Source organism: Bradyrhizobium sp. USDA3010 (assembly GCF_056429065.1).
On the sequence record NZ_JBWJZD010000001.1, the window covers coordinates 560,510 to 586,056 of the forward strand.

The window sequence follows — 25,547 nt, forward strand, 5'->3', positions numbered from 1 at the left end:
TCTCCTTCGACGGCGTGACTGCGCCGCGCCTCAGACGAAGGCGCTCAATCCCGTGATCGACTTGCCGACGATCAGGGTGTTCATCTCGCGAGTGCCCTCATAGGAATAGATCGCCTCGGCATCGGCCACGAAGCGGCCGATATGGTTCTCGAGCAGGATGCCGTTGCCGCCGAGCAGTTCGCGCGCATAGCCGACGGTCTCGCGGCATTTGACGGTGCAGAACGCCTTCGCCAGCGAGGCATGCTCGTCCAGCATCACGCCTTCGTCCTGCATCTGCCCGAGCCGCAGCATCATCGCCTGCGTCGCAGTGACGTTACCGAGCATCCGGACCAGCAGGTCCTGCACCAGCTGGAAGCCGCAGATCGGCCTGCCGAACTGCTGCCGCTCGGTTGCATAACGAAGCGCATGTTCATAGGCGCCCATTGCGCAGCCGACGGCAAACCACGCCACGCCGGTGCGGGTCATGCGCAGCACCTTGGCGGTGTCCTTGAAGGTGTTGGCGTTCTGCAGCCGGTCCGCCTCGGGCACGCGGCAGTCCTTCAGCGTGATCAGGCCGTTCTGCACCACGCGCAGCGCCATCTTGGTCTTGATCTTCTCGACCGAGAAGCCCGGATTGTCCTTGGCCACGACAAAGCCCTTGACCTGGTTCGAGCCTTCCTCGCGCGCCCAGATCACGTTGATGTCGGCGAAGGTGGCGTTGCCGATCCACTTCTTCTGGCCGTTGAGGATCCAGACGTCGCCCTCGCGCCGGCAGGTGGTCAGCATCCCGCCCGACGTCGCGGAGCCGACCAGCGGCTCCGTGAGACCAAACGAGCCGATCTTCTCGAAGCGCATCATCGCAGGCAGCCAGCGTTGCTTCTGGGCCTCGTCGCCGCACAGATAGATCGAGCCCGCCGAAAGCCCGGTGTGCACGCCCCAGAAGGTCGCAACCGAGGAATCGACCCGCGCCAGCTCCATCGCGACGAAGCCGTTCAGCAGCCAGCTGCCGCCGGCCGCGCCATAGCCCTGGTAGCCGACGCCGCCGATGCCGATCTCGGCCATGTCAGGGATGATCGCGAACGGAAATTCGTCGCGGCTCCAGAACTCTTCGATGACCGGTGCGACCACCCCCTCGGTGAATGCGCGCACACGCTGCACCAGCGCGCGCTCCGTGTCGTTGAGGACGGTGGCGATCCCGTAGAAGTCGCCGTTGATCGGCGGCGGCGCGTAATCCGGCTTGGCTGACCGTGTCGCCTGCGCGTTAGCCATGGTGTCCTCCCTGATGGCGATGCTTCGCCTTTGTCTCGCGCTCCCGACAGGACCGACGCCCTGCCGGGATTCGTCTCATCGCGACGTCAGGTTGGCTTGTTCGGGCGGACGCTGGCGCGGAACTCCTCGAAATTCTCCTTCATCCGGTCCTGGATGATCTTCACCGCTTCCGTGGTCGACTGCCGCGCCGTCGACGCGCTGTCCTGCGCGCCCTTGACCGCGATGTCGAACACCTTCCGCGCGAATTCGGTTTGCAGAGCGAGGTTCTCATGAATTTTGCCGAGCGGCTTGTATTCGCGCGCCAAGGTCGAGGCCTCGCGCAAGCCGGCCTCAATCACCTCGCGCTGCTTCTGCGCCACCGATTGCGCGCCCTGGGCCGCAACCTTCGCGCTCTGGCCGAGCGCCTCGAGGTTCTTCTTCTGGGCCTGCAGCAATTCGTCCACGTTCAGCTTCGGCAAGCCGAGATCACTGCCGAACTTCCGCAGCATGTCGATGTAAGAGGTATTGTCGGTCACGATATCCTCCCTGGTTGCTGTGTTTAAGGCTTCTGCCGTCCGCCTCCGGACGTTGGAACGAGATCCCTGAAGTAGCTCGTCGTTCGCGAGAGCAAGGATGACGACACGGCCTGGCGGCTCTCGTCAGCCAGAAACGCTTCGATCAAGTCGGCGGTTTCCTTTGGCCGCGTCACCATGAACAGATGTCCGTCGTCGATCAGCCGCAGCTCGGCGTTCGGGATCAGGCTCGCCATGATCTGACCGTTGACCGGAGGGACCAGCGGATCGTCACTGCCCATCAGGATCAGCGTCGGCTGCGGCAGCGACCACAGCCAGGGCAGGCTGGTCCAGCCGGTCATCGCGAGCAGTTGATAAAGATAGCCCATGCTGCGCGCGCCGTGCATCGCGGCCGCATGCCGGCCGATCAATGACGGATCGTCGCGAAACGCCCCGCCATAGATGTCGGCGGCGATCGATTTCATATAGCCCTTGTCGGTGTAGCGGCGCGGCGTCGCCATCTTCCACAGCACCGACGGACTTGCCGGCACCATGGTGAAACCCGGCGCGGTCGCGGCAAGCACCAGGCGGCGGCAGCGCTTTGGAAACTGATGCGCGAATTGCTGCGCGATGCCACCGCCCCAGGACACGCCGGCGACATCGACCTCGGCGTAGCCCAGCTCCGCAACGAGCCCGGCGGCAAGCCGCGCCAGGGTCGACGGACGATAGGGCCATGCCGGCCTCGGCGATCCGCCGACGCCGGGCACGTCGAAGATGATGGCGGTGGTGCCGCTCAGCGCGTCGAGGAACGGCTTCGCCAGCTCCCAGTTGGCGCCGATCCCGTTGAACAGCAGTAATGGCGGGCCGCTGCCGCCGCCGTGTCGGATCGCAACCTGAAGCAGCTGGCCGTCGATCGTGATCTGCCGCGTCTCGATCGTGCCGCGCTGCCTAACTGGCGCCGGCCCGGCCTTGTCAGCGCTGGTGAGATCGTCAGTCAAAGACGTAGGTCCCCGGTGCCGCGGCAAGAGATGGATAGCGCGCGCTGCCGAGCGAGGCGGGCGCCGCCACCTCGTCGCCCGAACGCGCCTGCAGCCAGTCGCGCCAGTCGAGCCACCAGCTGCCCTTGCGCTTCTCGGCCGAGGCCATGAACGCATCGGGCTTGTCCCTGGAGATCGGCCCGATCATGAAGGACGCCTTCGGATTGCTCGGCGGATTGAGCAGGCTCTGCAGGTGCCCGCTGTTCGACAGCACGAAGGTGGTGCCCTCGCCCATGATCTGGGCGGTCTTGTAGACGCCCTTCCACGGCGTGATGTGGTCGGTCACCCCTGCGACCACGTAGCTGTCGGCCTTGACTTTGCTCATGTCGATCGTCTTGTCGTTGAGCGTCAGCTTGCCGGCGTTGACGAACGGGTTGGAGAAATAGAGATCGAGATAGTCGCCGTGCAGCGCCGCCGGAAGGCGGGTCGTATCGGCGTTCCAGTACAGGATGTCGAAGGCCGGCGGCTGGTTGCCGAGCAGATAATTGTTGACCCAGTAGTTCCAGATCAGGTCGTTGGGCCGCATCCAGGCGAACATCCGCGCCAGGTCGTGGCCGTCGACGATGCCGCGCAGCTGCGAGGTCGCCTTGGCCGCGCGCATGGTCTCCGGCGTCATCAGGCAGCCGAACGTGCTCTCCTCGGCCGAATTGGGATCGAGCAGGCAGACCGCCAGCACCAGGTTCTTGATCTTCTTCTCGGCGGCGCTGCCGAGCGTCGCGAAATACGCCGTCGAGGTGATGCCGCCGGAGCAGGATCCCATCATCGAGATGTCCTCGCTGCCGGAAATCTCGCGCGCCGCGTCGACCGCCTCGTCGAGCGCGGCGACATAGGTGTCGAGTCCCCAGTCGCGGTGCGCCGCGGTCGGGTTACGCCAGCTCACGGCAAAGACCTGGAAACCGCTCTCCAGCAGGAAGCGGACCATGCTCTTGTCCGGCGACAGGTCGAGCGCGTAGTACTTGTTGATCTGCGGCGGCGTGATCAGCAGCGGCCGCTTCCTGACCGTCGGCGTCGTCGGGGTGTACTGGATCAACTCCAGCAGCTCGTTGCGGAAGATCACCGCGCCCGGGGTGGTCGCGAGGTTCTCGCCAACCTTGAACGCGCTCATATCCACCATCGACGGCATGCCGCGATTCTGCGTCAGATCGCCGATGTAGTTCTTCAGGCCGCTCCACAGGCTCTGCCCGCCGGTGTCGATGAACTTGCGGACCGCCGCCGGGTTGGTGAGCATCGTGTTGGTCGGCGCGACCGCATCGATCAGGATATCCGTGATCAGATGCGCGCGCTGCTTGTCGATGTCGCTGAGGCTGGTTTTGTCGACCAGCCCGTTGACCGCCTCGCCCCACGCCAAATAGGCCTTGAGCAGGCCGGAGTGCAGCGAGCTCTCCTTCCAGGTCGGATCGGCAAACCGCTTGTCGCCGGCCTTCGGCGCGCGCTCCGACTTGCCGGCAGCGATCGAGCCGAGCTCGCCGACGAAGGACAGCCACTGCTCGGTTGCGACCTTCGGCTCGTTGATGACCGCCTTGAACAGGATGCCGGCGCCCTCGACCAGGTCCTGCCCCTGGATACCGACCAGCGGATTGAGTGCCAGCGTGTTGCGCGACGCGGCCTCGGCCATGTCAGACGCCGGGGAATCCGGACTGCGATTTTCCGTGCTCATTGCTTTGCTCCCGCCGCGGGGATCAGAAGGGCCAGCGTTTCGGCGATCAGCGCCGGCTTCTCCGAACCTTCGACCTCCAGCGTGTTCAGGGTTTTCATGATCACCTGGCCGCCGTCCCTCGGCTCAACGCCGGACAGCACGACCCGCAGCCGCACCCGCGCGCCTGATGGCACCGGCGCCAGGAAGCGCACCTTGTCGACCCCGTAGTTCAACCCGGCGGCGGCATCGCGCGGGATGATGCCGACCTGCATCGCCAGCGGCGCCACCATCGCGAGCGTCAGATAGCCATGGGCGATCGGACCGCGGAACGGACTCTCCCGCTTCGCGCGTTCGACATCGACGTGAATCCATTGATGGTCGCCGGTGCAGGCCGCAAAATTATCGATACGCTGCTGATCGATCGCGACCCAGTCGGAAAGTCCGAGCTCCTTGCCAACGTGCTCGCCGAGGCCGGCCAAAGTGAGGTTGCTCATGATGTCGTCCTCCTCGATCCATTCTTGGCTGTGTTGAGCCGTCACATGTCGCCGTACAGCTCGCGCAGCTCCTTCTTGTTGATCTTGCCGACGCTGGTCTTGGGAATGCTGTCGATGAACAGGATCTTGCCGGGGATGCCGTATTTCGAGATGACGCCCTTGTCGGCGAACACCTTGAGATGATCCTTGATGGCCTCATCGCTGAGGCCGTCGGCACCGGACGGTCTCTTGACCACGAGCGCGAGCGGCCGCTCGCCCCATTTCTCGTCCTTGACGCCGATCACCGCAGCCTCGGCCACGCCGGCGCATTGCGAGATCAGATCCTCGATCTGCAGCGAGGAGACCCATTCGCCGCCGGTCTTGATCACATCCTTGATCCGGTCGGTGATCTGGACGTAGCCGCCCGGGCTGACCACGGCGATATCGCTGGTGTGCAGATAGCCGCCTTCCCAGAGCTGCTCCGAGCCTTCGGGATTGTTGAAGTAGCCCTGGGTGAGCCAGGGCGCCCGCAGCACGATCTCGCCGGGCGACTTGCCGTCATGCGGCACGTCCTTCATGTCGGGATCGACGATGCGCAGGTCGACCAGCGGGCCGGCCATGCCGGCGCGGGTGCGGAATTCGACCTCGCCGTCAGGATCGCCGCTGAGATCCCTGGATTGGACATGGGACACCGCGGCAAGCGGGCCGGTCTCCGACATGCCGTAACCCGCGAAGATGTCGATGCCGGCCTCCATCGCCTGCTTGGCGAGCGCCTTCGGCAACGCCGAGCCGCCGATCACCATCTTGAGGCCCTTGAGATCGACCTTGGCCGCGGCGGCGGCGTTGAGCAGCATCTGCAGGATGGTCGGCACGCCGTGGGTGAAGGTGACGCCTTCGCTCTTGATCAGCTTGACCAGCATCGCCGGCTCGTAGCGGCCAGGATAGACCTGCTTGGTGCCGGCCAGCGTCGCCGACCATGGAAAGCCCCAGGCGTGAACGTGGAACATCGGCGTGATCGGCATGTAGACGTCGTCGCGCGAGAAGCGCCCCTGCGACCCGGCCATGCCGAACAGTGCAAGCCCGGCGATCGTGTGCAGCACGAGCTGGCGGTGGCTGTAGTAGACGCCCTTCGGCAGACCGGTGGTGCCGGTCGTGTAGAAGGTGGTGGCCTGGGTGTTCTCGTCGAAATCGGGAAAGTCGTAATCCGGCGAGGCCGCCGCAAGCAGGCCCTCATACTCGCCGATGAAGGACAGGCTGCCGGTCTGCGGCGACGGCTTGTCCGACATTACGATCATCCGCTTGACCTTGGGCAGCTGCGCCTTGATGCCTTCCAGCAATCCGATGAACTCTTCATTGACCAGCAGCGTCGATGCGCCGGCGTGATCGATCGTGTAGGCGATCTGCTCCGGCGACAGGCGGACGTTCACCGTCTGCAGCACGGCGCCCATCATCGGGATCGCGAAGAACGCTTCGAGGAAGCGATGGCTGTCCCATTCGAGCACGCCGACGGTGTCGCCGGGCTCGACGCCGGCCTTGCTGAGCGCCGAGGCGAGACGGCCGATCCGCTCTCGGGTCTGTCGATAGGTCTGGCGCTTGAGATCACGATAGACGATCTCCTGGTCCGGCGCCTGGACGCTCGGCGTGTGCCAAAGCTGCTTGAAGATCAGCGGATAGTGATAGGCGGATTTGGCAGTCTGAATCAGCCTTCCAACCATGGAAGCCTCCCTCGACCTGGCATGTCCTCCGACCGTTGCGTCCGCAGTTCTAAGCGAGCGGATCGTATGGTCTGCCGTGCTGCATCACGACGGTCTGACCGTGTGACATTAGGACGAAGCCTCGCGTGACGCCCGAGATTTGTGAAGGTCCGAAACGGACATCGGCGGGGTCTCAACCGGACAAGGTGCTCTCATCGATGGCGGCGGTCTTGCTGCTGCGCAGCAAGGGAGGCCCATTGATGAGTCTTGGGTTTTGGCGCGAACCGGCTATGTTCCGAGGGCTCGCGAACGGAAATCCACTCGGGCCAGGTTTGCGGCGCACTGCTTTCCGACCGAAGGAAAGGCTGGTTCACTTTGCAACCAACCACGCGACTGAAGAGGCCTGTGGGCTCCCGCAACGACATCCTGACCGTCGGCACCGGCGACAAGGTCTATGAGACGACCAAGCTTGGCGCTGTCTTCGACATGCTGGCGGGTGCCGGCGTCCCGGCCGACGCCATCCTGCGCGACACCCGTATTCCGCTGGCCGATGTCCACTCACCGCAGGCGCGGATCTCGCTGACGCAGCTGATGACGGTTTGTCAAAACGCCCTGCGCCTGTCGACCGACCGTCACCTGCCCTATCGCATCGGCGCATCGATCCACATCTCGACCTACGGAATGTACGGCTATGCGTTGCTGTGCTGCCCGGACTTTCGCAAGGCAATGGAATTCGCGATGCGCTACCACGCGCTCGCCGCGCCGCTGGCGACGATCGAATTCACCGAGGACAAGGCCCATGCGAGATGGACCATCGAACCCAATCTGCACGCACTTGCCGATTCCGCCCTGTACCGGTTCGTCGCCGAGATGCAGATCGGCATCCACATTTCGCTGATGCGCGACATCATGGGACCAGGCTTCGCTCCGTTTGAAATCACGCTCGCCTATCCGCAGGCACAGGACTTCGATCTCCCGCTCGACCACGTCGGGTGCCCGGTGCGCTTCGATCAGCCGGCCAACCAGATCGTCTTCAAGGCGCAGTTGCTGGACCGGAGAGCGGATCTCGGCAACAAGACGACGTATCCGACCATCGTCGCGCTCTGCGACGAGTTGCTCGGAGACTTGAGATTGCGGACCGGCATTGCCGGAAAAATCCGCGCCATCCTGCTTCGCGACATCGCAAACCCGCCGACCTTCGAGGCCATCGCCAAGCAGCTCGGCGTGAACGACCGATCGTTGCGCCGCCAGCTTCGTCAGCAGGGCTTTTCCTTCCGGGGGCTGCACGACGAGCTGCGGACCCAGATTGCGCTGAAATATCTCCGCAGCACGACGCTGGCCAATGACGACATCGCATTGGCGCTCGGCTTCAGCGATGCGGCAAACTTCAGGCGTGCGTTCCACCGCTGGACCAACAAGGCCCCGAGCGATATCCGCGGCGAATAATTGCGGGCCACGATCGCCCCCCGCCGCGCTTGCGCGGACGCCCGCGCTAATACGCGTAGGACGTCTTGCCCGGCTGCACGGTCAACCGAAAGGCGACATCGGTCGAACCATCCATCAGCTCGATCAACTGGTCACACACCAGGCATCGAAACTCGCCGGCGATGCCTCCCTTCGACGTCAACTCGATCCGGCGATAGCCGGCCTGGCAATGGGGGCACGTCACGTCAGATTTTCGCATGGAATCAGCAAACCGTTGCTCTCTCTATTTTCCATATGCCCATCGTCAGAAATGTGACGGCGTCACGATCTGTGCGAAACGGACGCTGTCTTCGCTGACGTTATCGATGACTGTAGACGGGTGCTGGCGGGCGATAGGGAAACGCCGAGACCCCGAAGTTGCGGCCATATTGCTGCTGCACCGCCGGGACGTTGACCACGCCCACCTTGAGGTCCTGCGATTTCGCGTCGATCGGCGGCGTGTTGGTGACGGGCGGATTGACCTGATCGACCTGCTTCTTCAACCGCTCATTGATGCAGCCAAGCGAGGCCGCATCGCCGCAGCGCTCGGCCGGCGCGCCGGGGCTGCCACCTCTTGCTGCAGCCCGGCCGGTGCCGCCACTGGCGTCGCGGTTAAGGTTGAGCGCCGGCGGCGGTGTGCCGACGACAATTTCCGGCAGCGGCGTGTGTTGCTGCGTCTGCGCCTGCGCCTGCATCGCCGACAATCCGGCAACGGCGACCGCCAACATGATCACTTTCATCGGTACTGCTCCTTGCAGAACCACAATTGTTTCAAACGATAGGAAGCCAAGGGCGGATATCAAGGACAGATATCAAGCGAGGATATCAAGGCAGCGATATGAATCCGGGCGGCGCGGCCTTGCTATTTCCCTCCCCGGGCCTGGATCACAAGCGCGTTGAGCCGCGTGTTGAGCGCGACGAGATCGACGCGCCCGATGCGTCCGACGCCGCCGAGGCATTTGCGGCCACATCCGCCGCCACCGCCACCGGCACGGCCCGGTTCGCCGAAGGTCGCGACCGGTACGGTGCCGGTCACCCGAAAGCCGCGGGCAAACAGCCGGGCGCGCACCGCCACGCAATAATTCACCGACAGATAGGAGAAGCGGGTCTCGCCATGACCTGCGCGGTACTTCATGACCGCGGTGCACAGGTCGCGGCCGGCAAGACGCCATGCCTGCGCAAGATACATGACGCCGAAGTGAATGTTGTTTTCGGGAATCGCGAGTTCGGCAAGCGAGCCGGAGAAGCCGAGCATGCGCGCGGTCGAGGGCAGCAGCTGCATCAGCCCGATTTCACCGACGCCGCCGATCACGTCGGGATTGTAGCCGCTCTCGACGCCCATCACCGCCTCGGCGATCTCGGGCGCGAGCCCGCTTCCCGCCGCCTCCTTCTCGATCAGCGCGCGATAGCGCATGCGCGCGTCCGACACCGCGGGCTGGCTTACCGGCGGAGGTGGGAGCGTTTTCCCGCCGGCGTCCTTCGCGGCATCTTTGGCCGGCGCGGCCGGCTTCGTCGTCGCCTCGGCCGGCGGCTTTGCCGTGGCGTCGACTGAAGGGTCTGTCGACTCGACAGCGGCAAAGCGCATGCTGAATGACGACGCCGGCCTCTCTCCCTCGGCATGGGCGGGATGGACAAGACAAAGCGCGAGCACAAGACCGCCGGCTGCGATGCGGCTGCCCCGGTGACGAGCAGGATCAAGCAGCTTCCGCCATCGGCTGAGGCTGCCCGCCTTCATCGTTGAGGCACCGTCATTCATCGGTCGCTTACGGCCCTGATCGTCGCGTGTCCGCATGATTTACTGGATCGTGGGAACCGCCCCCGCTTCCGCGGCGTGCTCATGCGCCGGCTGCTGGGCCGGCGCACTCGGCTGCGGGGCAGCCGCCGCGCCATTGTGGGCGACGATCTTCGGCAGCTCCTCGCGCAGATAGGCGATCAGCTCCTGAACCAGCCGGTCCCAGACCTCGATCTGCGCCCGCACAAAGTTCGGCGCCACGCCGCCGGCCACGGAGATATCGAGGCAGAACATCAGGAATGGCTGGCTGAACTGCAGCCGCCCGAACCGCCGGGTCGTGTTCCAGCGATTGACGAGGTCGAGCGGCAGCTCGCCCTGCACCTGAAGCGTGGTGACCAGCGTGGCGTCGACAAAGCTCTGCTCCTCGCCGACGAGCTGGTTTCCCGGCCGGATCTCGAAGCCGAGCCCCGCCGTCGCCGAGCGCAGATAGATCGTGTTGGCGACCGGATCGGTCAGCGTTTCGACGCGATAGCCGACATTCTGGAAGCTGTCGCGCAATCCGTCGATGGTGAGCTTGGTGATGATCTCGGACATCTTTATCTCCGTATTACTTTTTCGACGCGTCGAGCAGGCTCGACAGTGCAAGCTCGTTGAGGACGGGCGGATGTTGCTTCAGCAGCTCGGCGAGGTAGGCCCGCCGCATCATGTTCGACCGCTCGGAGCGGATCTGCAGCACCAGCTGGTCGCGCACTTCCGGCAGAGTGCGGGTATAGGACGCCTTGGTGTCGAGCAGCTTGATGATGTGCCAGCCGTCGTCGAGCTTGATCGGCTCGGACACGCTGTTCTTGGCGAGCCCCATCACCTGGTTGCGGATCTCCGGACGGATCTGGCTCTCGGCAACCCAGCCGAGGTCGCCGGCATCCTTGGCGGCGTTGTTGTCGCCGCGCGCGATCGCCGCGAAGTCGACTCCCGGCGCCTTCAGCTTGCGCTGCACGTCGTCGAGCTCCTGCTTCGCCTTGTCCTCGGCGGCCTTGTCGCCCTCCTTCGGAGCAGCGACGAAGATCTGCGCGAGCTGGAATTGCCGCGGCATCAGGAATGCGGCGCGATTGGCCTCATAGACCTTCTGCAAATCGTCCTCGCTCGGGAAATTGGCCGGTGGCGTCGACACCGATTGCAGGTAGAGCTCGACCACCGCGCCCTCGCGCGCCCGGTCGAGCTGCGCGGCGACGGCGGGTTGCTGATCCCACTTCTTCGCCACCGCTTCCTGCAGCACGAGGCGGTTGGCGAGCAGCAGCCGGACCGCCTGGCTGAGCATGGCCGGATCCTTGGCCAGCGCAGCCTGCTCGCGCGGCGCGAGGGCTGCGACATAGCTGCGGAGATCATCGGCGGAGACGTTGGTCTCGCCGACCCGCGCGATGACGTTCTCGGGCGCGGTGGGCTTCGGCGCGGCCGCGACCGGAGCCGGCGCAGGCGTGGCGGCGGCTTGCGCCTGCGCCGCAGGCTGTGGCTGCGGTTTCCTGACCGGAGCCTGCACGGCGCGCGGCGCGGGAGCCTGGGTCTGAGCCTGCGCCGAGACATCGAGCGGCGCAACGAAAGCCGCAACGGCGGCGGCGAGACCGATCGACCGAAGCGGCCTCACGATAGTGGCGGTCGTCATGGATTCACCTTCTGATCGAGGAATTTGTCCTGGCTTTCCTGCAGCTGATTCTGGATTTCGACCCGGCGCTGCTGAATCATCGGCTCGCGCGAGACCACGATCTCGCCGATGGTCAGGTCCTTGTAGCGCTGCACCATCTCCTTGCCGGCCTTGATCAGCTGGGTGTTCTTGGCAATGCAGCTCTTGGTGCTGGCCTTGTAGGCGGTGGCCTCGCCTTCGAACTTGGCCCGCTCGGCGTCCTTGGTGCGGGCAACGGTGGCCGCCTCCTCATACGCCGACTTCCACTTCTCCAGCGTCTCGTCGCGTTCGGCGAGCCGCTGATTGAACTCGTCGACGGCGTCGCGATGTTCCTTGTCGGCCTTCTTCAGCTGCGCCTTGAGGTCGTCGACCTCCTTCTTGGCCGCCGCCTTTTCGCGATCGGCGTCGGCGACCTTGGCCTGCAACGCCGTGCGCTGGTCTTCCAGCGCGCGGGTCTGTGCCGTCGCGCTACGCAAGGCGTCGCGCAGGCGGTCGGTCTCGGACTGGGCGAATGCGGTGCCGGAGCTCAATGCTCCGATCACCATCATCAGGACGAAGAGTGCGGTGCGCATGGTCAGAACTTCGCGTTGAGGTCGACTTGGAGGACGTCGACGGCATAGGGGCTGCCGGCGATGCTGTTGGCGCTCATCCAGCGCAAGGTCGCCCAGACATTCTCGCCGAGACCGATATTGCCGCCGACGAAATAGCCCTTGAGGTTGGTGCCGCCGAGGCCGAAGTCGGAGTCGGCGAAAGCGTCGATGGTGGCGTCGGATTCCAGGTATTTGTAGCCGGCGTGGACGTTCCAATCCCAGAGATGCTTGATCTCCCTGTTGCCGACGGTGACGCGGCCGAGCCAGCCCTGATTGCCGCCGTTGAACGCGCCGGGCGTGGTGCCGCCATCCGGGCTCGGCCCGCGATTGTTCATCAGCACGCCGTAGGTTGCCGCGGCCGCGTTCATGAAGGAGCGGCTGAACGCGGTGTTGTAGACATACTCGCCGTCGAGCACGATGTGGGTCGGATGGAATTGTCCGAGATCGAGCTGTCCGCTGACGACCACCGGCCGGTACTGGCTGACCAATCCGAAATATTCGAACTGGTTGATCGTGCCGCCATTGTTACCGGTGCCCGGAGGATCGGCGATGATGTTACGCAGCGGGAAATAGGTATTGCCCTTCTGCGCGAAGGACGGCCGGGTCAGGTCGGTGTCACAGACGTCGGATGCGGACGAGACCCTGCAGGGGCTCGAGAACTGGCCCTGAACATTGTCGAAGTCGTAGAAGGCAACGCCGAACCGGAATGAGTATTCCGGGCTGAACCGGGCATTGAAGCCGACCTGGCCTCCGAACAGCCACTTGTCGTGGCTGGCAAACTTGCTGGGCGGCGAGTTCAGGTTGCTCGGATCGGCCGGTAGGTTGCTGCCGGCATTGAAATCGGTGTTGTAGATCGGGAACGCACCGCCCACCGCAAACGGCGTGAAGCCTTCCCACACCTCGTGCTTGGCCTGAACGGCAAAACCGTCGAAGCCGAGCTCCCTGTACCAGACCAGATCGGTCGGCGACCAGAATGGATTGTCGATGCGACCCGCCGAGATCCTCAGATCGTCGCCCCAGGTCTGCCAGTTGATGTAGCCGCGATCGAGCCAGACGCCATACTTCGAGAAGTTGCCGCCACCGCCGCCAAGGGTCTGGTTGGTCGACACCGGCGAGCTGTTCTCGCCGGTGGCAATGCGCAGGCCGGCGGTGAACCCGTACAGCAGGTCGGCTTCCATGCCGAGCCGGCCGCGGAAGCGGAACTGGTTGCGATCCTGCGTGGCGTCGTAGGTCGGACCAAACGCAGTGCTCGAAATGTCATACGGCGGCCCCGTATTGATCGCGTTGTAGTTGGCTGCGCCGGCCTGGTCGTTGCCGGTCGGGAAATAGTTGCCCTGATAGCGCACGCGCGCATCGCCATAGAAGCGGATGCGTTGCGCCCATTCCGGGTAGGTTCCGGGCGACGCCCAGTTCTCTTTCTGCGCCTTGGCCATCACCTCCTGCTTAATCTCTTCCCGTAACTGTCTTTTGACGACTTCGGGAACGTAGGTGACGTGCCGCGTGCCGGGCGGCTGCGCCGCCGCGGCGGCGGCGGTTGCGGCCTTGGTGGCGTCGTCGGCCTTGGTCGTGGCGTCCTTGGCGGCCTGGCGGGAGACATAGGCCTCGTCCTCGGCCTGCTTGATCAGCGCCTGGGCCTGCTCCTCCTTGAGGACACCCTGCTGCACCAGCAGATTGACGAGGTTGACGGTGGCATTCGACGATGTCGGCTTGGTGCTCGACACCTTCGGCTTCTTTGCGTCGGTCCGCTTCGCCGCGGCGGCGGGACCCTGCTCGGCAGCCTGGTCCGCGGTCTGGCCCACGGCCGGCGTTGCGCAGGCCAGCGCGCTCAGCGACACCGCAAGCGGCAACGCGCGCCATTCTGCGTGAGCTCGTTTCTTAAACATCAGTCCCCCAGTTCTCACTCGCACATTGAATTTCGAAGGTTGGTCGTTCGTCAGTCGGTCTGGTCAGCTCGGCCGTCGCGCGGTGACGCGCGTGACCACCGGCATCGGCATGTCCTTGGGTGGCGGCTCGCGCAGCGTCAGGCTTCCGATCACCTCGTTGCGAAGCGCCGCATCGATCTCCGGATTGCCGGAGGACGGCGTCAGGACGACGCGGGTGACGTGGCCGGAGCCGTCCACCCACAGCCGCACCTGGATCTGCGTCGCCATGTTGCGGGTCTTCGGATTGGCGCGGATCGCCGCCTCGACCTGCGAGGTGATGATCGTGGTGTACCAACCCCAGCGGCTGCCACCGCCGCCGCCTCCGCCATACGGGTTGCCACCGGGCTTGCCGCCGAGATTGAACAGATCGCCGGGTCCCGTCGGCTTGGCATCGAGCGACAGAGGACCGGGCGGCTCGTCGTTCTTGGCGTCCTTGGCCGGTTCGTCCTTCGGCTTGTCGACCGGCTTCTCTTCCTTGAACTCGGGCTCCGCCATCTTGGGCTGCTCGATCATCTTCTGCTCGGGCTGCGGCTGTGGCGGCGGAGGCGGAGGTGGCGGCGGCAGCGTCACATTGACGATGGTGAGATCGCGCACCTGACGCGGCGGCGGCAGATCGTCGTGACCGAGAAAGAAATAGACGATGCCGCCAAGGAACAGCGCGACCACCGCCACCACCGCGCCGTAGCGCAGCAGCGCGCTGCGCTCGCTCTTCCGGGCGGCCGTGTTGCGGGCAGCCGTCGGCGGCGCCGCGGCTGTTGCGGGCGCGACGGCAACATCGTGATCGTCGGCTGACGGCGCGGCACGCGCGTTCTGGTCCCGCATCGGCGCGTTCATGGCGCGGCCTCCACCGAGGCGCGGTCGAGCAGCCTGTCATTGACGTATTGCATGACGAAGCTGGCAAGCGCGTCGAAGTCCGTGGTCTTCAGGATGACCTTGGTGTCGGGGCCTGCTTCGATCGCTGCGTGAAAGGTCTCGACCTCGCTCAGATAGTCGACATAGGCCATCGCGTCGATCGACAGGCGGGCCCACGGGCATCGCGAGATCGTCAGCCGCAGCGGGTTGTCAGCGGGCTCGCGGCCTGCGACGTGCCGGCGCAGCACATCGGCGAGCTTGACCAGCAGGGCCTCGCCATGGACGGGAAATGCCACCACCTCGCCGCGCGGCTCATCGCGCACGTCCGCGGCGACCGGCACCACACCGAACTCCGCGCCAATACCGGCGCCGATCGGCACCTGCGAGACGGGCTCGGCGCGCGTGACGTCCGCGGCACCGCAGCCGTGATCGAATGATCGCATCATGCCGCTCAGCCACGACCGCAGCGTCCTGCGCTCGGTCAGCGGGAAAGGTGATGGCTGCGTGATCATGGCGCCGCTTCCCGACTGGCTCACTTCACGAGCGGTTTGGTGGCGAGCCCGACCTGGCTCAGGCCGATACGGCTGAGCAGATCGAACACATCCATCACGCTCTGGTACTGCGCCTGCGCATCGCCGCGCAGCACCACCGGAAATTCCGGCGTCAACGCCTTCTGCTGAATCAGCCGCTGCTCGAGCTCGGCCAAGGTCACCGGAATGGTGTCGAGGAAGATCTTGCCGTCATTGGCGACCGTGATCGCCTTGGTGGTCTGGGTCGCAAGGCTCGGCGCCGCCGAGGCCTTCGGCAGATTGACCTTCTGGCCCTGCACGGTCGCCGTCGTCATGATGATGAAGATCACCAGCAGCACGTAGGCGAGGTCCAGCATCGGCGTGATGTTGATGTCGTCATAGGGCTTGGAGTCGGCCTGGATCTGCATGGCCGTTACTCCGCAGCGATGCGGTGTTCGACCGGGTCCGGCCGGTCGGCGGAATAGAATTCCGCCATCTTGGTCACGAACTCGTCGACGAAGACCTGGATGTCGTTGGTCAGATCCTTGATCCGGGAGATCAGGTAGTTGTAGCCGAACAGCGCCGGGATCGCGACGCCGAGACCGGCGACAGTTGCGACCAGCGCCGCAGCGATGCCGGGCGCGATCGCGTTGACGTTGACGTCGCCGCTCGCCGCGATCGCCGCGAAGGTGATCATGACGCCGACCACGGTGCCGAGCAGGCCGAGGAACGGTCCGCCGGAGATCGCGATGGTCAGCACCACCATCAGGCGGTTGAGGCGCTGCATCTCCTTGACGACGCCGCTATCGAGCGCCGCGCGGATCGCCGCGATCGAGACCGCCGACAGCACCGGAGCGCGCTGCGAGTTGCTGAAGCGGTGGCGGATTTCCGCGGCGCCGATGTGGTAGATACGGTAGAGCGAGGACGAACGCATCATCTTGGCGTCGGCCTCGGTGAGGCGTCCGCCCAGCGTCGAGATATCGTCGGCGTCGCCGCGATCCAGCATGGTGAGATCGGCCGCGATCTCGCGGAACCCCTTCATGAACTGGGCATTCGCCTTGGCCTGCTTGCTGAGATACGAGGCTCTGTCGAACATCACCACCCAGCTGACCGCGGCCATGATCAGCAGAATGCCGATCACCACCCAGCCGTCGAGCGTCACCGACTTCAGGATCACCGCGAAGTAGCCGGACAGCCAGCTTGCAGTCTCCTCGTCGACGCTGAATGCCATCAGCTTGGCATGGTCGGGGCCCTGCCCGATCGCCATCACCTTGATGAGTCCGGCGGGCCGCGCGACCTTGCTGATCTGCAGCTCGTCGATGTCGCCGACGAAGCCGGCCATCGCGGCGGCTACGGGCGCCGGCGTTGCCGCCGCATCCGGCGTCGCCGCGGGCGCGGCGCCACCGTCCGCAGCCGGCGCATCAGGGGGCACTGATGGTGTTGCTGCGGACGGGGCCGGCGCAGGCGCGATCGGAGAAGCACTGGAGGTCGACGAGTCTCCTCCGATCAGGCCAACGGTATTGAGGGCGGGCAGGCTCGCGCTGAGCGCGGCGTAGGATACGCCGTCGAGATAGAGCGTGACCTGACCGTTTCCGGCGACGACGGCGACATGATGCCAGCTGCCGGCTGCCACCGGTGCTCCGGCGCTCGAGCGCTGCACGGAGCCCGCATTGGTGACCTCCACAAACGGGCTGCCATTGTCGACACCGACCACCAGTGCGTTGGCGCCGTCACGCCGGCTGAACAGCGCGGCGTTGGGCTGCAAGGCGGCCGGCTTGATCCAGGCCGACCAGGTCAGCGCAGCACCATCCGGCGACGCGAGCGACGGCGAGGCCGGCACGGTTACCGGCGCGCGGCCGTCGAGCCGCAAGCCGGTCCCGATCAGCGAACCGTCCGCCGGCTGGCCGACGCTTTGGGCGTTGTTGGCCCACACCGAGGAATCGATCGCCGGCGTGCCGCGCTCGTTGAAGTGATAGACCGTCAACGTATCCGGATCGTAAGTGCCCTTGGGATCGCTGGTCGCGAGCGCTTTCTTGTTGCCGTAATAGAGCCAGATATCGGTCCGCGCGCCCGGCGCGATGTTCGGCACCGCGACCCAGACCAGGCCTTCGCCGAGCAGCGAATCGAACTTCTCGATGTGATGCTTCAGCGGCGTCTTGTCGTCACCGGCGACAAACCGCAGATCGCTGCCGTCGTCCTTCGCCGAGCTGAAGCGGAAGTTGCCGACATGCAGCCGCACCAGCACCGGCGCCCCGCCGATCGGATCGGTGACGTTGGCGCCCGACGCGCTGACGTCGATCGTGATCTTCTTGCGCAGCGACCATTCGTCGTTCCACCACGCATTGGCGGGCGCGAGCGACGCCACCAGGGCGACGAGCCCGAACAACAATGCCGTCGCGGCGTTCGCAATGCCTCGGCGCAGCGCCGGCCGGCGCGTGCCCCGCTCGAGAGTAAGACCCATCCCCATCAGAATTCACCCCAGATTCGGAAGTTCACGCGCGGACTGTTTGCGTGCGTGTATTGTTGAGCGACCCCGGGCACCGAAAGCGCGACCATGCCGTTGAAATATTCGAAGGTCTTGAATCGGGTGCCGAGGCCGTAGCTCCATGCGACGAATGACGATTGCTGATCAGGCAGCGGCTGCTGGATCGACGCGTAGCCGGCATCGAAGAACGTGAAGAAGCGCCAATCGTTGAAGGTGATGAAGCGCGGCTTGCCGTCGCCGGTTTCGCTCTTGAGCTCGCCTTGCAGCATGCTGCCGACATTGGGGGTGCGCAGCTCGAAATTGGCGGCCGCGCCGTTGTCGCCGAGCACCTCGGACTCGAGATAGCCGCGAACGGTATCGAGACCGCCGAGGCTGAACTGCTCGCTCGAGACCAGCGGGCCGTCGGCAATCTGGCCCTGCACCTTGCCGTAGAGCTGGAACCCTTCCGGCAGCTCCTGGGTATGCGAGACGTCGAGGTTGAGGTGGGTGAAGCTCGGCGAAGCCTTGAAGCGCTTCGCGTCGAACTCGTCCCACGGGCTGCTCAGCGTCCGGATGTTGTAGGTGACGCCGGCATTGAACTGCGTCGTGAACTTCTCTTCCTGGAACGTCGCTCCATAAGTCGCGACGACGGGATAGTAAGTAACAGGTGACGAGAACCCGTCGGTGCCGAGCTTCACGGTCTGGTCGAAATGCTTGTAGTCCATGCCGACCGACAGCGTGTGGAACAGGCCCTCGCGCGTCGGCAGCGTGATCACGGCGCGCTCGCCGATGATGGTGCCGGGACCGACCACATTGGTGCCGCCGATCGTCGCGACATTGCTGTTCGACTTGACGCTGTAGAACAGCAGATTGAGCCAATCGGCGTTCGGTATCCGCGCCATGTAGGAGCCGGAGAAAACCTCGGCATCGCTCGGGCGCTCCGGCGCGACCTGATAGGTGAAGCTCAGGGAATGCCCGAGCTGCCACAGATTGTCGTAATGCACGGTGGCGGAGACGCGGCTCGCCGTGGTGGACGGCGATTGCCGGTTGTTGGCTTCGAGGCTGGCGTGGAACGGCGCCTTGTCCTCGACATTGAGATCGACGTCGACGGTGCCCGGCGCCACGCCGGCACGCAGCGCCGGAGTCACGCGGCGATCCGGCCACTGGTTGAGCGACACGATGTCCTTGGTGACGTCACCGAAATTGGGAACGGTGCCCTCCTTCAGCGAAGGCGCGCTGTCCTTGATCCGGTCGAGATCGAAATAGCGCGAATTCTTCACGCGCAGCCGCCCGACCTTCAGCTCGGTCACCTTGAGAGTGACCACACCGCCGGTCACGTTCTGCTGCGGGACCGCGACGCTGACGGTCTGGAAGCCCTTGTCGTGATACGCCTTCTCCAGCGCGGCCCGCGCCTTCTCGACGTCCTCCGAGGTCTTGTTCGGACCGAGGAAGGGATAGATCGCCTCCTCGATCTCGACCTGCGGCAGCCTATCGGCGCCCTGCACGGCGAAGTCGTCGATGTCGAAGCGCTGCAGCGGCGCCGACGGCTTTTGCGCCGGTGCATTCGCCTGCGCCGGCTGCTTGTCCGCCGCCGGCGCTGCGGCCGTAGCTGCATCTTTCGCTGCTTCCTTCGCCGCGCGCGCCGGAACGATGGCTGCCACGGAGCCAACCACGGTGAGTGCCGCAGCCGACACGCACAACCCGATCCGGCATCGCTGACGATGCCCAATAGCCCAATGATCTCTTCGACTACGCACAGACGTCCCACTTACTTCGCGCAGACGCGCGCCATCGCGACAGGAAGGCCGCGATGACGACGCCTTACTCAGAAGACGACTGGGCGAACGCAAACCCGCAAAAGAATCTGCGGCAGCGCAAAAGAAATTTTTGGTTTGTTAGGAAATCGAACGGCGTGGCGTCGATTCGGCGAATGTCGTCAGCTCATCAGCACCACACCGCCAGGCAGCGATGTGATCCGCGCGCCGAACAGTTGCTCGACCTGGGCGACGAAATTGTCGAGCTTGTCGACCTGGAAAGTGCCGTTGACGAGCCGACGTTTCAGTTCCGCGTTGGTAATGATGATCTTTCCGGCGCGGTACCGGTTCACTTCGTCGACGACGCTCGCCAGCGGCCGGTCGCGGAAGATCAACAATCCGGTCTGCCAGGCCGCGACCTGCTTGGCGTCGACCGGAAGCGATGCCTGCAAGCCCGCGCGCGAATAGGTGACCTGTTCTGCTTTACGAAGCTGTACGGAACGGCCGTCCTGCTCGACGGTGACGATGCCGTCGAGGCACGTCACCGAAACCACGCCATCGAGGCAGCGCGCGTTGAAATCGGCCTGCAGCGCGCTGATGCGTCCGTCGCGCGCCAGCATCACCAGCGGCGTCGAAGACGACCTGCGGGCGACCACCGAGGCCTCGCCCGAAATCAACTCGACCCGCGTCTCGTTCGGCGCGGGCCGCAGCGCAAGGCTGGTCTGGGTGTTCAATTCAACCGAAATGTCGGGCGCCAGCATCACCTTGCGCTGTTCGCCCTTTCCGGTCCGGTAGTCGGCCGAGAGCTCCTCGATCGACGGCCACATGTCGAGCGGCGGGCGGATCATCACATAGCCGGCCGCGGCTGCGATCGCACCGCCGAGCACGATGCGGCGCGTCAAGAGGCGTGACGGCCGGGGCGGCAACGCCACCACAGGGGCCGCTGCGGCCTGCTCATCGGCGAGTTCCTTGGCCGCGGCGCTGGCGCTGCGGAGCAACCGGGCCGCCGCCCTGAAAGCATCCTCGTGGTCGGGACTTTGCGCGCGCCAGCGTTGCAACGCGTCGACGTCAGCGCGGGTCGGCGCGCCGGCTTTCAGCCGAACAACCCAGTCAAGCGCCTCATCCAGCAACGGATCGGGCCCGGAAGTGCGGGGCGGCTCGTTCACGACGGATTGCTCATCACCCTGCTCGCCAAACCTCAACCTCCTGATCGCGTCGAGCACATAGCGAAGGTCGCTTTATAGACGATTCCGACGGCAGCAGGGCACCGCAATCGGCCGTTGCGCACAACGCAGGCAGAAACATCCGGCAATCGCAGCTTGCTCCCGGTCGCGCGCCGGGAGGCCGCGCGGCGATCGCATGCCGGGCCGATCAGGCCCGCGCGTGTTTTCAAGCGGCGCAACACTTCCGGCGAACCTTTCCGACGCACCCAAACGGTCCTTATGAGATCGCGCTCTACCCTATAGACGACGGAAGGCCCGCTATCCCGCAGAACAGAGTTTGAAAATCCTGCAGCTTGTGCCCCTGATTTCAGGTCAAGCGCCTGCAGTTGTTGGAAATAGTTCCGGCAACAAATTTCTACGGCCGGCTCCGCGTGACGGCATGCGCCGCGGCCGCGGCGAATGCGATCACGTACGGGGACGCGGACCGCCGAGACGACGGATCAGAGTATAGTCGAGGCAATCGGCACAATGGCTCAGCGCCAACTTCAAATCGCTTTCCACCGTTCGCACGCTGACACCGAGGCGGGTTGCCACATCGCTCGGCGTCCGTCCCTCGATCGTAATACTATAAAGCACATCGCGCGGCCGCTCCGGCAATTCGGCCAAGGCACGCTTGAAGGCATCAATATCGGAGCGCGCCTCGACGATTCGCGCCGGGCTCGGTCCGTCGTCGCTGACGTCGAGCAATGAATCGATTTCGGCTGCGCTGACGCGGAGATTCTGCGCCTTCTGGCGATCCCGGGCGATGTTGATCGCGATACGGAAGATATAGTCGGCGGGGCTGCGGATCGGCACCGCGTCAGTGACCCGCTCCAGCCGCAGGAACGTCTCGTGCAGGGCTTCGTACGCGAAGTCCGACGATCCCAGGCGGCGGGTCAATTTCTTGACCAGCCCGTCGTAGTTATCTGCAAGCTGGCCCCGCAGCCGCACTCGATTGATTTCAGCCACGTTCCGCGGCCTCCCAGACACCAGCCCGATATCCAGATTGAATTGTTCTTGAAGCTGCCCATCTCGTAACGGCCGCGCACAACACATTTATGACGGCAACAAGTCGACACCGAACGACACGCAAGCTGGTTGCATCGCGTCACATCCAAACAATGAACTGCTGCTCGCGCTTGCGAAGCCGAACGGGCCCGCATAATTGGATCAGGCCGGGTCGAAGACCAAAGTGATCTGAATATTGAGCCGGTCGGGTAGCGCCGACGGGATCAACGGTAGCGGCTGCGCCCGCCGGATCGCGTCGACCGCAGCCTTGTCGAGCACGGCCTGTCCGGAACTGGTCTTGACCCAGACATCGAGCAGGGTGCCGTCCCGCTGCATGGAGAACAGCGTCTCGACCGCCCCATGCAGCCGACCAAGCCGCGCCGCGTTCGGATAGCGCTGGTAGCGTGCCACGTGACGAAGCAGCGCCTGCTGAAATTTCACGGCGACACTGTTGGGCGGCGCATCGGCGGGCGACGGCGTCGGACGCAGACTCGGCACGGCCGGCTCCGCCGGCATCGGCTCCCGCGCCGGGGCCGCGGTCAGATTGTCGAGCGGCGGATCGGAGCTCTCCAGCGACACCTCGGTCCGGCTTGCGAGGGTCGCGGTTTGCGGCTGCGACACGGGCGCAACCGGAATCGGCGCAGGCGATGGGCTCGGCAACAACCGAACCTGGACGATCGAGCTCTGCTCCCGGCTTGCCGGTCCAGCCGGCGGCTGCAACCGGATCCAGTAGATTCCCCCGACGAACAGCAGGGCCGCGATCGCCGGCACCATGAGCAGACGCAACACCTCGCCCGAGGTCCACGCGCTCGGATCCTCGGGATGAAACAGCAGCGTCATCGGCCTCAAGCCGCGCACGCCATCCGCTCCGCTGGTGTCGTTGTCGATCATTGGAACGATTTCACCCGGATCGCGATCCGCACCGGCTGCGACGCATTCGCGGGCGTCGTTCGGCTGACGGTCAATCCTTGCAGCGCCGCGGTCACGGCGGCATCACGGTTCTGATCGCCGGTCGATCGCAACAGCTGGGTTCGCTGGATCGTGCGCGAGGGATCGATCCACAGATCGACGACGAGCTGATAGCTGCCGCCGCGAGACCCGATATTCTTCTGCAACGCTTTCTGAAGGTCGAGCTGCAGGCTTTCGCTGTAGTCGCGCAGCGCGCCGGTATCGTTGCCGTCACTGCTCGCCCGCACCTGCAGCGTGCCGAGCGACAGATCCGCGGTCGCAAGCGGGCTCGCCGGCGGATGGTCGGCGCGCGCGACGCGCGAAGCAAGCGTGATGGCATCCGGACGAATGTACTGGACCTTTAGATCGGTTCCCGCCAGCAGCACATTCAATGCATCCTCGGGCGTGAGGCTGCCTTCGACCGATGTCGACTTCCGTCCCGTCGCAGAATTGCTCTCATAGAGCACCTGAACGCCGGTTCGTTCGCCATAAGCCTGCAGCGCGCTCGCAAGCTGCTGGGCCGGGATGTTGAATTCGATCGCTGCGGATGCCGTGACGGTGTCGCGCTGCTGCGCGGCAACCGCGCAGATGCTGCCGATCAGCAGCGCAGCACAAATCCCGAACAGATACCGCGACGTTGCGGAGGCTCCCGGAGCGCCAGCGCCGATCGCAGCGCCCGCGCGTGCACCATATGATCCGACTGCCGTCATAACCTTGCTTCGGCCCAAAGTGACCGTGGGTGAAATTCGGCCAGCATGTCTGTGCGGGTTGACCGTCCGGCCGGCGAGCCTGCGTTCTTTATATCTGGAATGTGACGGCCGTCTAACCGGCAGCATGATCGGCCGTAGTGCCGGGAATTTGTGCTGACCTTTCAGCGCGAAAAGTTCCCGAACAGCGCCGGAGCGGCGCCGGGCTCCAGGCAAGCGACGCGGCGCGGGCCAAAAAACGAGCGAGCGCTCTCTCAGAAAAATTGATCATCCCCCTTTTCCGAACGGCAGTTCGTGGGCTAGGAATTGAGCAAGGGCGCAAAGCCCGGCCCGGATCGGCGACCAAAATGAATGGTCCGGGGACATAGCCAGGGAGGCAACGTGGGTCTCGCGCGTCAGCGGCCGGGGACGAATGCGTTCGCGATGGACGTGCTTTGCGCACGCATTCTCGAACGTCATCGGGATTCCATCCGGGTCCAGAAGCCGCATCTCGCCGTTCCGAACCTCACGCGCATCATCGGCGCGACGCTGACGCTTTCCAACAGGCACGGCTTTCACGCCACCACGCTGCGCCAGCTCGCGGAGGCGTCCGGCCTCAGCATGGGCGGCCTCTATACCTATTTCGACAGCAAGCCGACGCTGCTGTCGATGATCCTCGGCGAGGTCGCCGAAACGGCCGCCGAGGTCCTCACCGCACCGCCCGCCAGCGTGAAGCAGGATGCGCGCAAGCACCTGCACTGGATCATCGCCACCCACGTTCGCATGAGCGAGGCGATGCAGCCCTGGTTCGTGTTCTCCTTCATGGAAGCAAAGTCGTTTCCGCCCGCGGAGCGCCAGCGCGCCATCGAGATGGAGGTGATGACCGAGAAGATCATCGCCGACGTCCTCAAACAAGGCGTCGCCAGCGGGGTGTTCGCCATCGACCAGGTCACGCTGACGGCCTCGCTGATCAAGCCGCTGCTGCAGGACTGGTACGTCAAGCGCGCGAAGTACCGCAGACGCGGCACCTCGATCGAGGCCTACATCAACGCCGTCGGTGCCTTCGTCGACGCCGCGGTCGCCGGCAGGACGCGGCCGGGTCGCATCACGACCGGCTCCCGCACGAGATCCAGGCCGACAGCGCAGCCATAGCAGCAGGAAGGACGAGGAATGAAGCGATTGCGGTTCAATCAACAGGAGATCGTCTTCGCCGTATTCGCCGTGCTCTTCCTGGCGTTCTCGATTTTCCTGCGCGGCTTTCTGACGCCGGAGAACATGCTGACGCTGCTGCAGAACGTGGCGGTGCTCGGCATTCTCGGGCTTGCCATGGCGCTGGTCGTGATCGGGCGCGGCATCGACATCTCGCTGATCGCAGCCCTCGCGGTGCCTCCGGGTCTCGTGCTGCAGATGGTGCAGAATGGCCACTCGCTGCCGGCCTCGCTGCTGACGGCCGTGCTGCTCACGATCGCCTTCGGCCTGGTCAATGGCTGGCTGATCGCCTACGCCGAGGTCCCTTCGCTGTTTGCGACGCTGGCGACCGGCCTGCTGCTCGCCGGCCTTGGACAGGCCGCGCTGTTTCAGCTCGACGTCGTGCAGTGGAGCGACGGCATGCAGGGCTTCGAGCGGCTTGGACAAGGCACCATCCTCGGTATCCCGACCTCGATCGTGATGTTTGCGATCGCCTGCGTGGTGGTCGCCTTCCTGCTGCGGCAGACACGCTGGGGCGCCTATATCTACGCGATCGGCGACAATCCCTATGCGGCCCGCGTCACCGGCATCCCCTCGCGGCCGATCATCGTGCTGCAATATGTCGTCGCGGCCCTGATCGGCTGCTTTGCAGGCCTGGTGATGGCGGCGTCGGTCAACTCGATGCCGACCCGCGTCTTCAATTCGACCCTGATCTACGACGTCATTCTCGTCGTCGTGCTCGGCGGCATCGGGCTGTCGGGCGGCCGAGGCGGCGTGCTCAACGTCATCATCGGAACGCTGCTGATCGGCACCATGCTGAACGGCATGACCATCATGGACATTTCCTACGCCGGGCAAAACCTCGTCAAGGGCGTCGTCCTGCTGCTCGCCGTCATCACGGATTCATTCCTGAATCCGCGCAACGAAGAAACCGCACAGCAGGGCGACATCTGAACCAAGCTACAAAAAGATCA

Annotated in this window: 25 protein-coding genes; 3 read left to right on the plus strand and 22 right to left on the minus strand. The window is 64.8% G+C overall.

Going from position 1 to position 25,547, the window contains the following annotated elements; genetic code table 11:
* Window positions 1–30 precede the first annotated feature (30 nt).
* From AC066Y_RS02455 to AC066Y_RS02480, 6 genes are all read right to left on the minus strand, one after another.
* Window positions 31–1,248, minus strand: a complete 1,218-nt coding sequence (locus AC066Y_RS02455; RefSeq protein WP_478272488.1) for an acyl-CoA dehydrogenase family protein — start codon at window positions 1,246–1,248, stop codon at window positions 31–33.
* 86 nt (window positions 1,249–1,334) lie between these two features.
* Window positions 1,335–1,763 (minus strand): phasin family protein, encoded by a 429-nt coding sequence (locus AC066Y_RS02460; RefSeq protein ID WP_143046799.1) that lies wholly within the window; start codon window positions 1,761–1,763, stop codon window positions 1,335–1,337.
* A 23-nt stretch (window positions 1,764–1,786) separates the two neighbouring features.
* Window positions 1,787–2,737 carry a poly(3-hydroxyalkanoate) depolymerase gene (gene phaZ, locus AC066Y_RS02465; RefSeq protein WP_478272489.1) on the minus strand — a complete coding sequence of 317 codons (951 nt, stop codon included), beginning with the start codon at window positions 2,735–2,737 and terminating at the stop codon, window positions 1,787–1,789.
* The gene (locus AC066Y_RS02470; RefSeq protein ID WP_478272490.1) at window positions 2,730–4,433 is read right to left on the minus strand and encodes an alpha/beta fold hydrolase; all 1,704 of its coding nucleotides are present in this window, start codon (window positions 4,431–4,433) and stop codon (window positions 2,730–2,732) included. Before AC066Y_RS02470 ends, phaZ begins: the two co-directional genes overlap by 8 nt.
* On the minus strand, window positions 4,430–4,906 hold the full coding sequence (locus AC066Y_RS02475; RefSeq protein WP_212316953.1) for a MaoC family dehydratase: 477 nt from the start codon (window positions 4,904–4,906) through the stop codon (window positions 4,430–4,432). Before AC066Y_RS02475 ends, AC066Y_RS02470 begins: the two co-directional genes overlap by 4 nt.
* Window positions 4,907–4,947: 41 nt before the next feature.
* Window positions 4,948–6,600, minus strand: coding sequence for a fatty acid--CoA ligase (locus tag AC066Y_RS02480; RefSeq protein ID WP_478272491.1), 1,653 nt, complete (start codon window positions 6,598–6,600; stop codon window positions 4,948–4,950).
* Window positions 6,601–6,984: 384 nt separating this feature from the next.
* Here AC066Y_RS02480 and AC066Y_RS02485 point away from each other — a divergent pair, with 384 nt between their 5' ends.
* Window positions 6,985–8,025: an AraC family transcriptional regulator gene (locus AC066Y_RS02485; RefSeq protein WP_478272492.1), complete on the plus strand. Its 1,041-nt coding sequence runs from the start codon at window positions 6,985–6,987 to the stop codon at window positions 8,023–8,025.
* A gap of 46 nt (window positions 8,026–8,071) precedes the next feature.
* On the opposite strand, the gene AC066Y_RS02490 is transcribed toward AC066Y_RS02485, so the two are convergent.
* The 16 genes from AC066Y_RS02490 to AC066Y_RS02565 all read right to left on the minus strand — a co-directional run bounded on the left by AC066Y_RS02490 (window position 8,072) and on the right by AC066Y_RS02565 (window position 23,409).
* Window positions 8,072–8,248: a hypothetical protein gene (locus tag AC066Y_RS02490; protein ID WP_224924689.1), complete on the minus strand. Its 177-nt coding sequence runs from the start codon at window positions 8,246–8,248 to the stop codon at window positions 8,072–8,074.
* A 115-nt stretch (window positions 8,249–8,363) separates the two neighbouring features.
* Window positions 8,364–8,783, minus strand: coding sequence for a hypothetical protein (locus AC066Y_RS02495; RefSeq protein ID WP_478272493.1), 420 nt, complete (start codon window positions 8,781–8,783; stop codon window positions 8,364–8,366).
* A gap of 122 nt (window positions 8,784–8,905) precedes the next feature.
* A complete protein-coding gene (locus tag AC066Y_RS02500; RefSeq protein WP_478272494.1) occupies window positions 8,906–9,628 on the minus strand; it encodes a lytic transglycosylase domain-containing protein in 723 nt (240 codons plus the stop codon).
* Between the two features lie 210 nt (window positions 9,629–9,838).
* On the minus strand, window positions 9,839–10,369 hold the full coding sequence (locus AC066Y_RS02505) for a YbjN domain-containing protein (RefSeq protein WP_478272495.1): 531 nt from the start codon (window positions 10,367–10,369) through the stop codon (window positions 9,839–9,841).
* Between the two features lie 13 nt (window positions 10,370–10,382).
* Window positions 10,383–11,432, minus strand: coding sequence for a peptidylprolyl isomerase (locus AC066Y_RS02510; protein WP_478272496.1), 1,050 nt, complete (start codon window positions 11,430–11,432; stop codon window positions 10,383–10,385).
* On the minus strand, window positions 11,429–12,022 hold the full coding sequence (locus tag AC066Y_RS02515) for a hypothetical protein (protein ID WP_478272497.1): 594 nt from the start codon (window positions 12,020–12,022) through the stop codon (window positions 11,429–11,431). Before AC066Y_RS02515 ends, AC066Y_RS02510 begins: the two co-directional genes overlap by 4 nt.
* 2 nt (window positions 12,023–12,024) lie before the next feature.
* Window positions 12,025–13,923: a putative porin gene (locus AC066Y_RS02520; protein WP_478272498.1), complete on the minus strand. Its 1,899-nt coding sequence runs from the start codon at window positions 13,921–13,923 to the stop codon at window positions 12,025–12,027.
* A gap of 63 nt (window positions 13,924–13,986) precedes the next feature.
* Entirely contained in the window at window positions 13,987–14,796 is an 810-nt protein-coding gene (locus AC066Y_RS02525) for a TonB C-terminal domain-containing protein (RefSeq protein WP_478272499.1), read from the minus strand.
* The gene (locus tag AC066Y_RS02530; RefSeq protein WP_478272500.1) at window positions 14,793–15,326 is read right to left on the minus strand and encodes a hypothetical protein; all 534 of its coding nucleotides are present in this window, start codon (window positions 15,324–15,326) and stop codon (window positions 14,793–14,795) included. The genes AC066Y_RS02525 and AC066Y_RS02530 overlap by 4 nt, the downstream gene beginning before the upstream one ends.
* A 20-nt stretch (window positions 15,327–15,346) precedes the next feature.
* Window positions 15,347–15,751, minus strand: coding sequence for an ExbD/TolR family protein (locus AC066Y_RS02535; protein ID WP_092122695.1), 405 nt, complete (start codon window positions 15,749–15,751; stop codon window positions 15,347–15,349).
* Window positions 15,752–15,756: 5 nt separating this feature from the next.
* Window positions 15,757–17,790 carry a DUF2341 domain-containing protein gene (locus AC066Y_RS02540; protein ID WP_478272501.1) on the minus strand — a complete coding sequence of 678 codons (2,034 nt, stop codon included), beginning with the start codon at window positions 17,788–17,790 and terminating at the stop codon, window positions 15,757–15,759.
* Window positions 17,790–19,448, minus strand: coding sequence for a ShlB/FhaC/HecB family hemolysin secretion/activation protein (locus tag AC066Y_RS02545; RefSeq protein ID WP_478272502.1), 1,659 nt, complete (start codon window positions 19,446–19,448; stop codon window positions 17,790–17,792). The genes AC066Y_RS02540 and AC066Y_RS02545 overlap by 1 nt, the downstream gene beginning before the upstream one ends.
* 275 nt (window positions 19,449–19,723) lie before the next feature.
* Entirely contained in the window at window positions 19,724–20,707 is a 984-nt protein-coding gene (locus AC066Y_RS02550; protein WP_478272503.1) for a FecR family protein, read from the minus strand.
* A 462-nt stretch (window positions 20,708–21,169) separates the two neighbouring features.
* Window positions 21,170–21,712 (minus strand): RNA polymerase sigma factor, encoded by a 543-nt coding sequence (locus tag AC066Y_RS02555; protein ID WP_229171442.1) that lies wholly within the window; start codon window positions 21,710–21,712, stop codon window positions 21,170–21,172.
* 201 nt (window positions 21,713–21,913) lie between these two features.
* Window positions 21,914–22,642 carry an energy transducer TonB family protein gene (locus AC066Y_RS02560; protein ID WP_478272504.1) on the minus strand — a complete coding sequence of 243 codons (729 nt, stop codon included), beginning with the start codon at window positions 22,640–22,642 and terminating at the stop codon, window positions 21,914–21,916.
* Complete coding sequence (locus tag AC066Y_RS02565; protein ID WP_478272505.1) at window positions 22,639–23,409, minus strand: STN domain-containing protein; 771 nt, start codon at window positions 23,407–23,409, stop codon at window positions 22,639–22,641. Before AC066Y_RS02565 ends, AC066Y_RS02560 begins: the two co-directional genes overlap by 4 nt.
* A 420-nt stretch (window positions 23,410–23,829) precedes the next feature.
* On the opposite strand from AC066Y_RS02565, the gene AC066Y_RS02570 reads away from it, so the two are divergent.
* Both AC066Y_RS02570 and AC066Y_RS02575 read left to right on the plus strand, forming a co-directional pair.
* Window positions 23,830–24,537 carry a TetR/AcrR family transcriptional regulator gene (locus AC066Y_RS02570; protein WP_478272578.1) on the plus strand — a complete coding sequence of 236 codons (708 nt, stop codon included), beginning with the start codon at window positions 23,830–23,832 and terminating at the stop codon, window positions 24,535–24,537.
* A gap of 18 nt (window positions 24,538–24,555) precedes the next feature.
* Window positions 24,556–25,527 carry an ABC transporter permease gene (locus tag AC066Y_RS02575; RefSeq protein WP_207833677.1) on the plus strand — a complete coding sequence of 324 codons (972 nt, stop codon included), beginning with the start codon at window positions 24,556–24,558 and terminating at the stop codon, window positions 25,525–25,527.
* Window positions 25,528–25,547 lie beyond the last annotated feature (20 nt).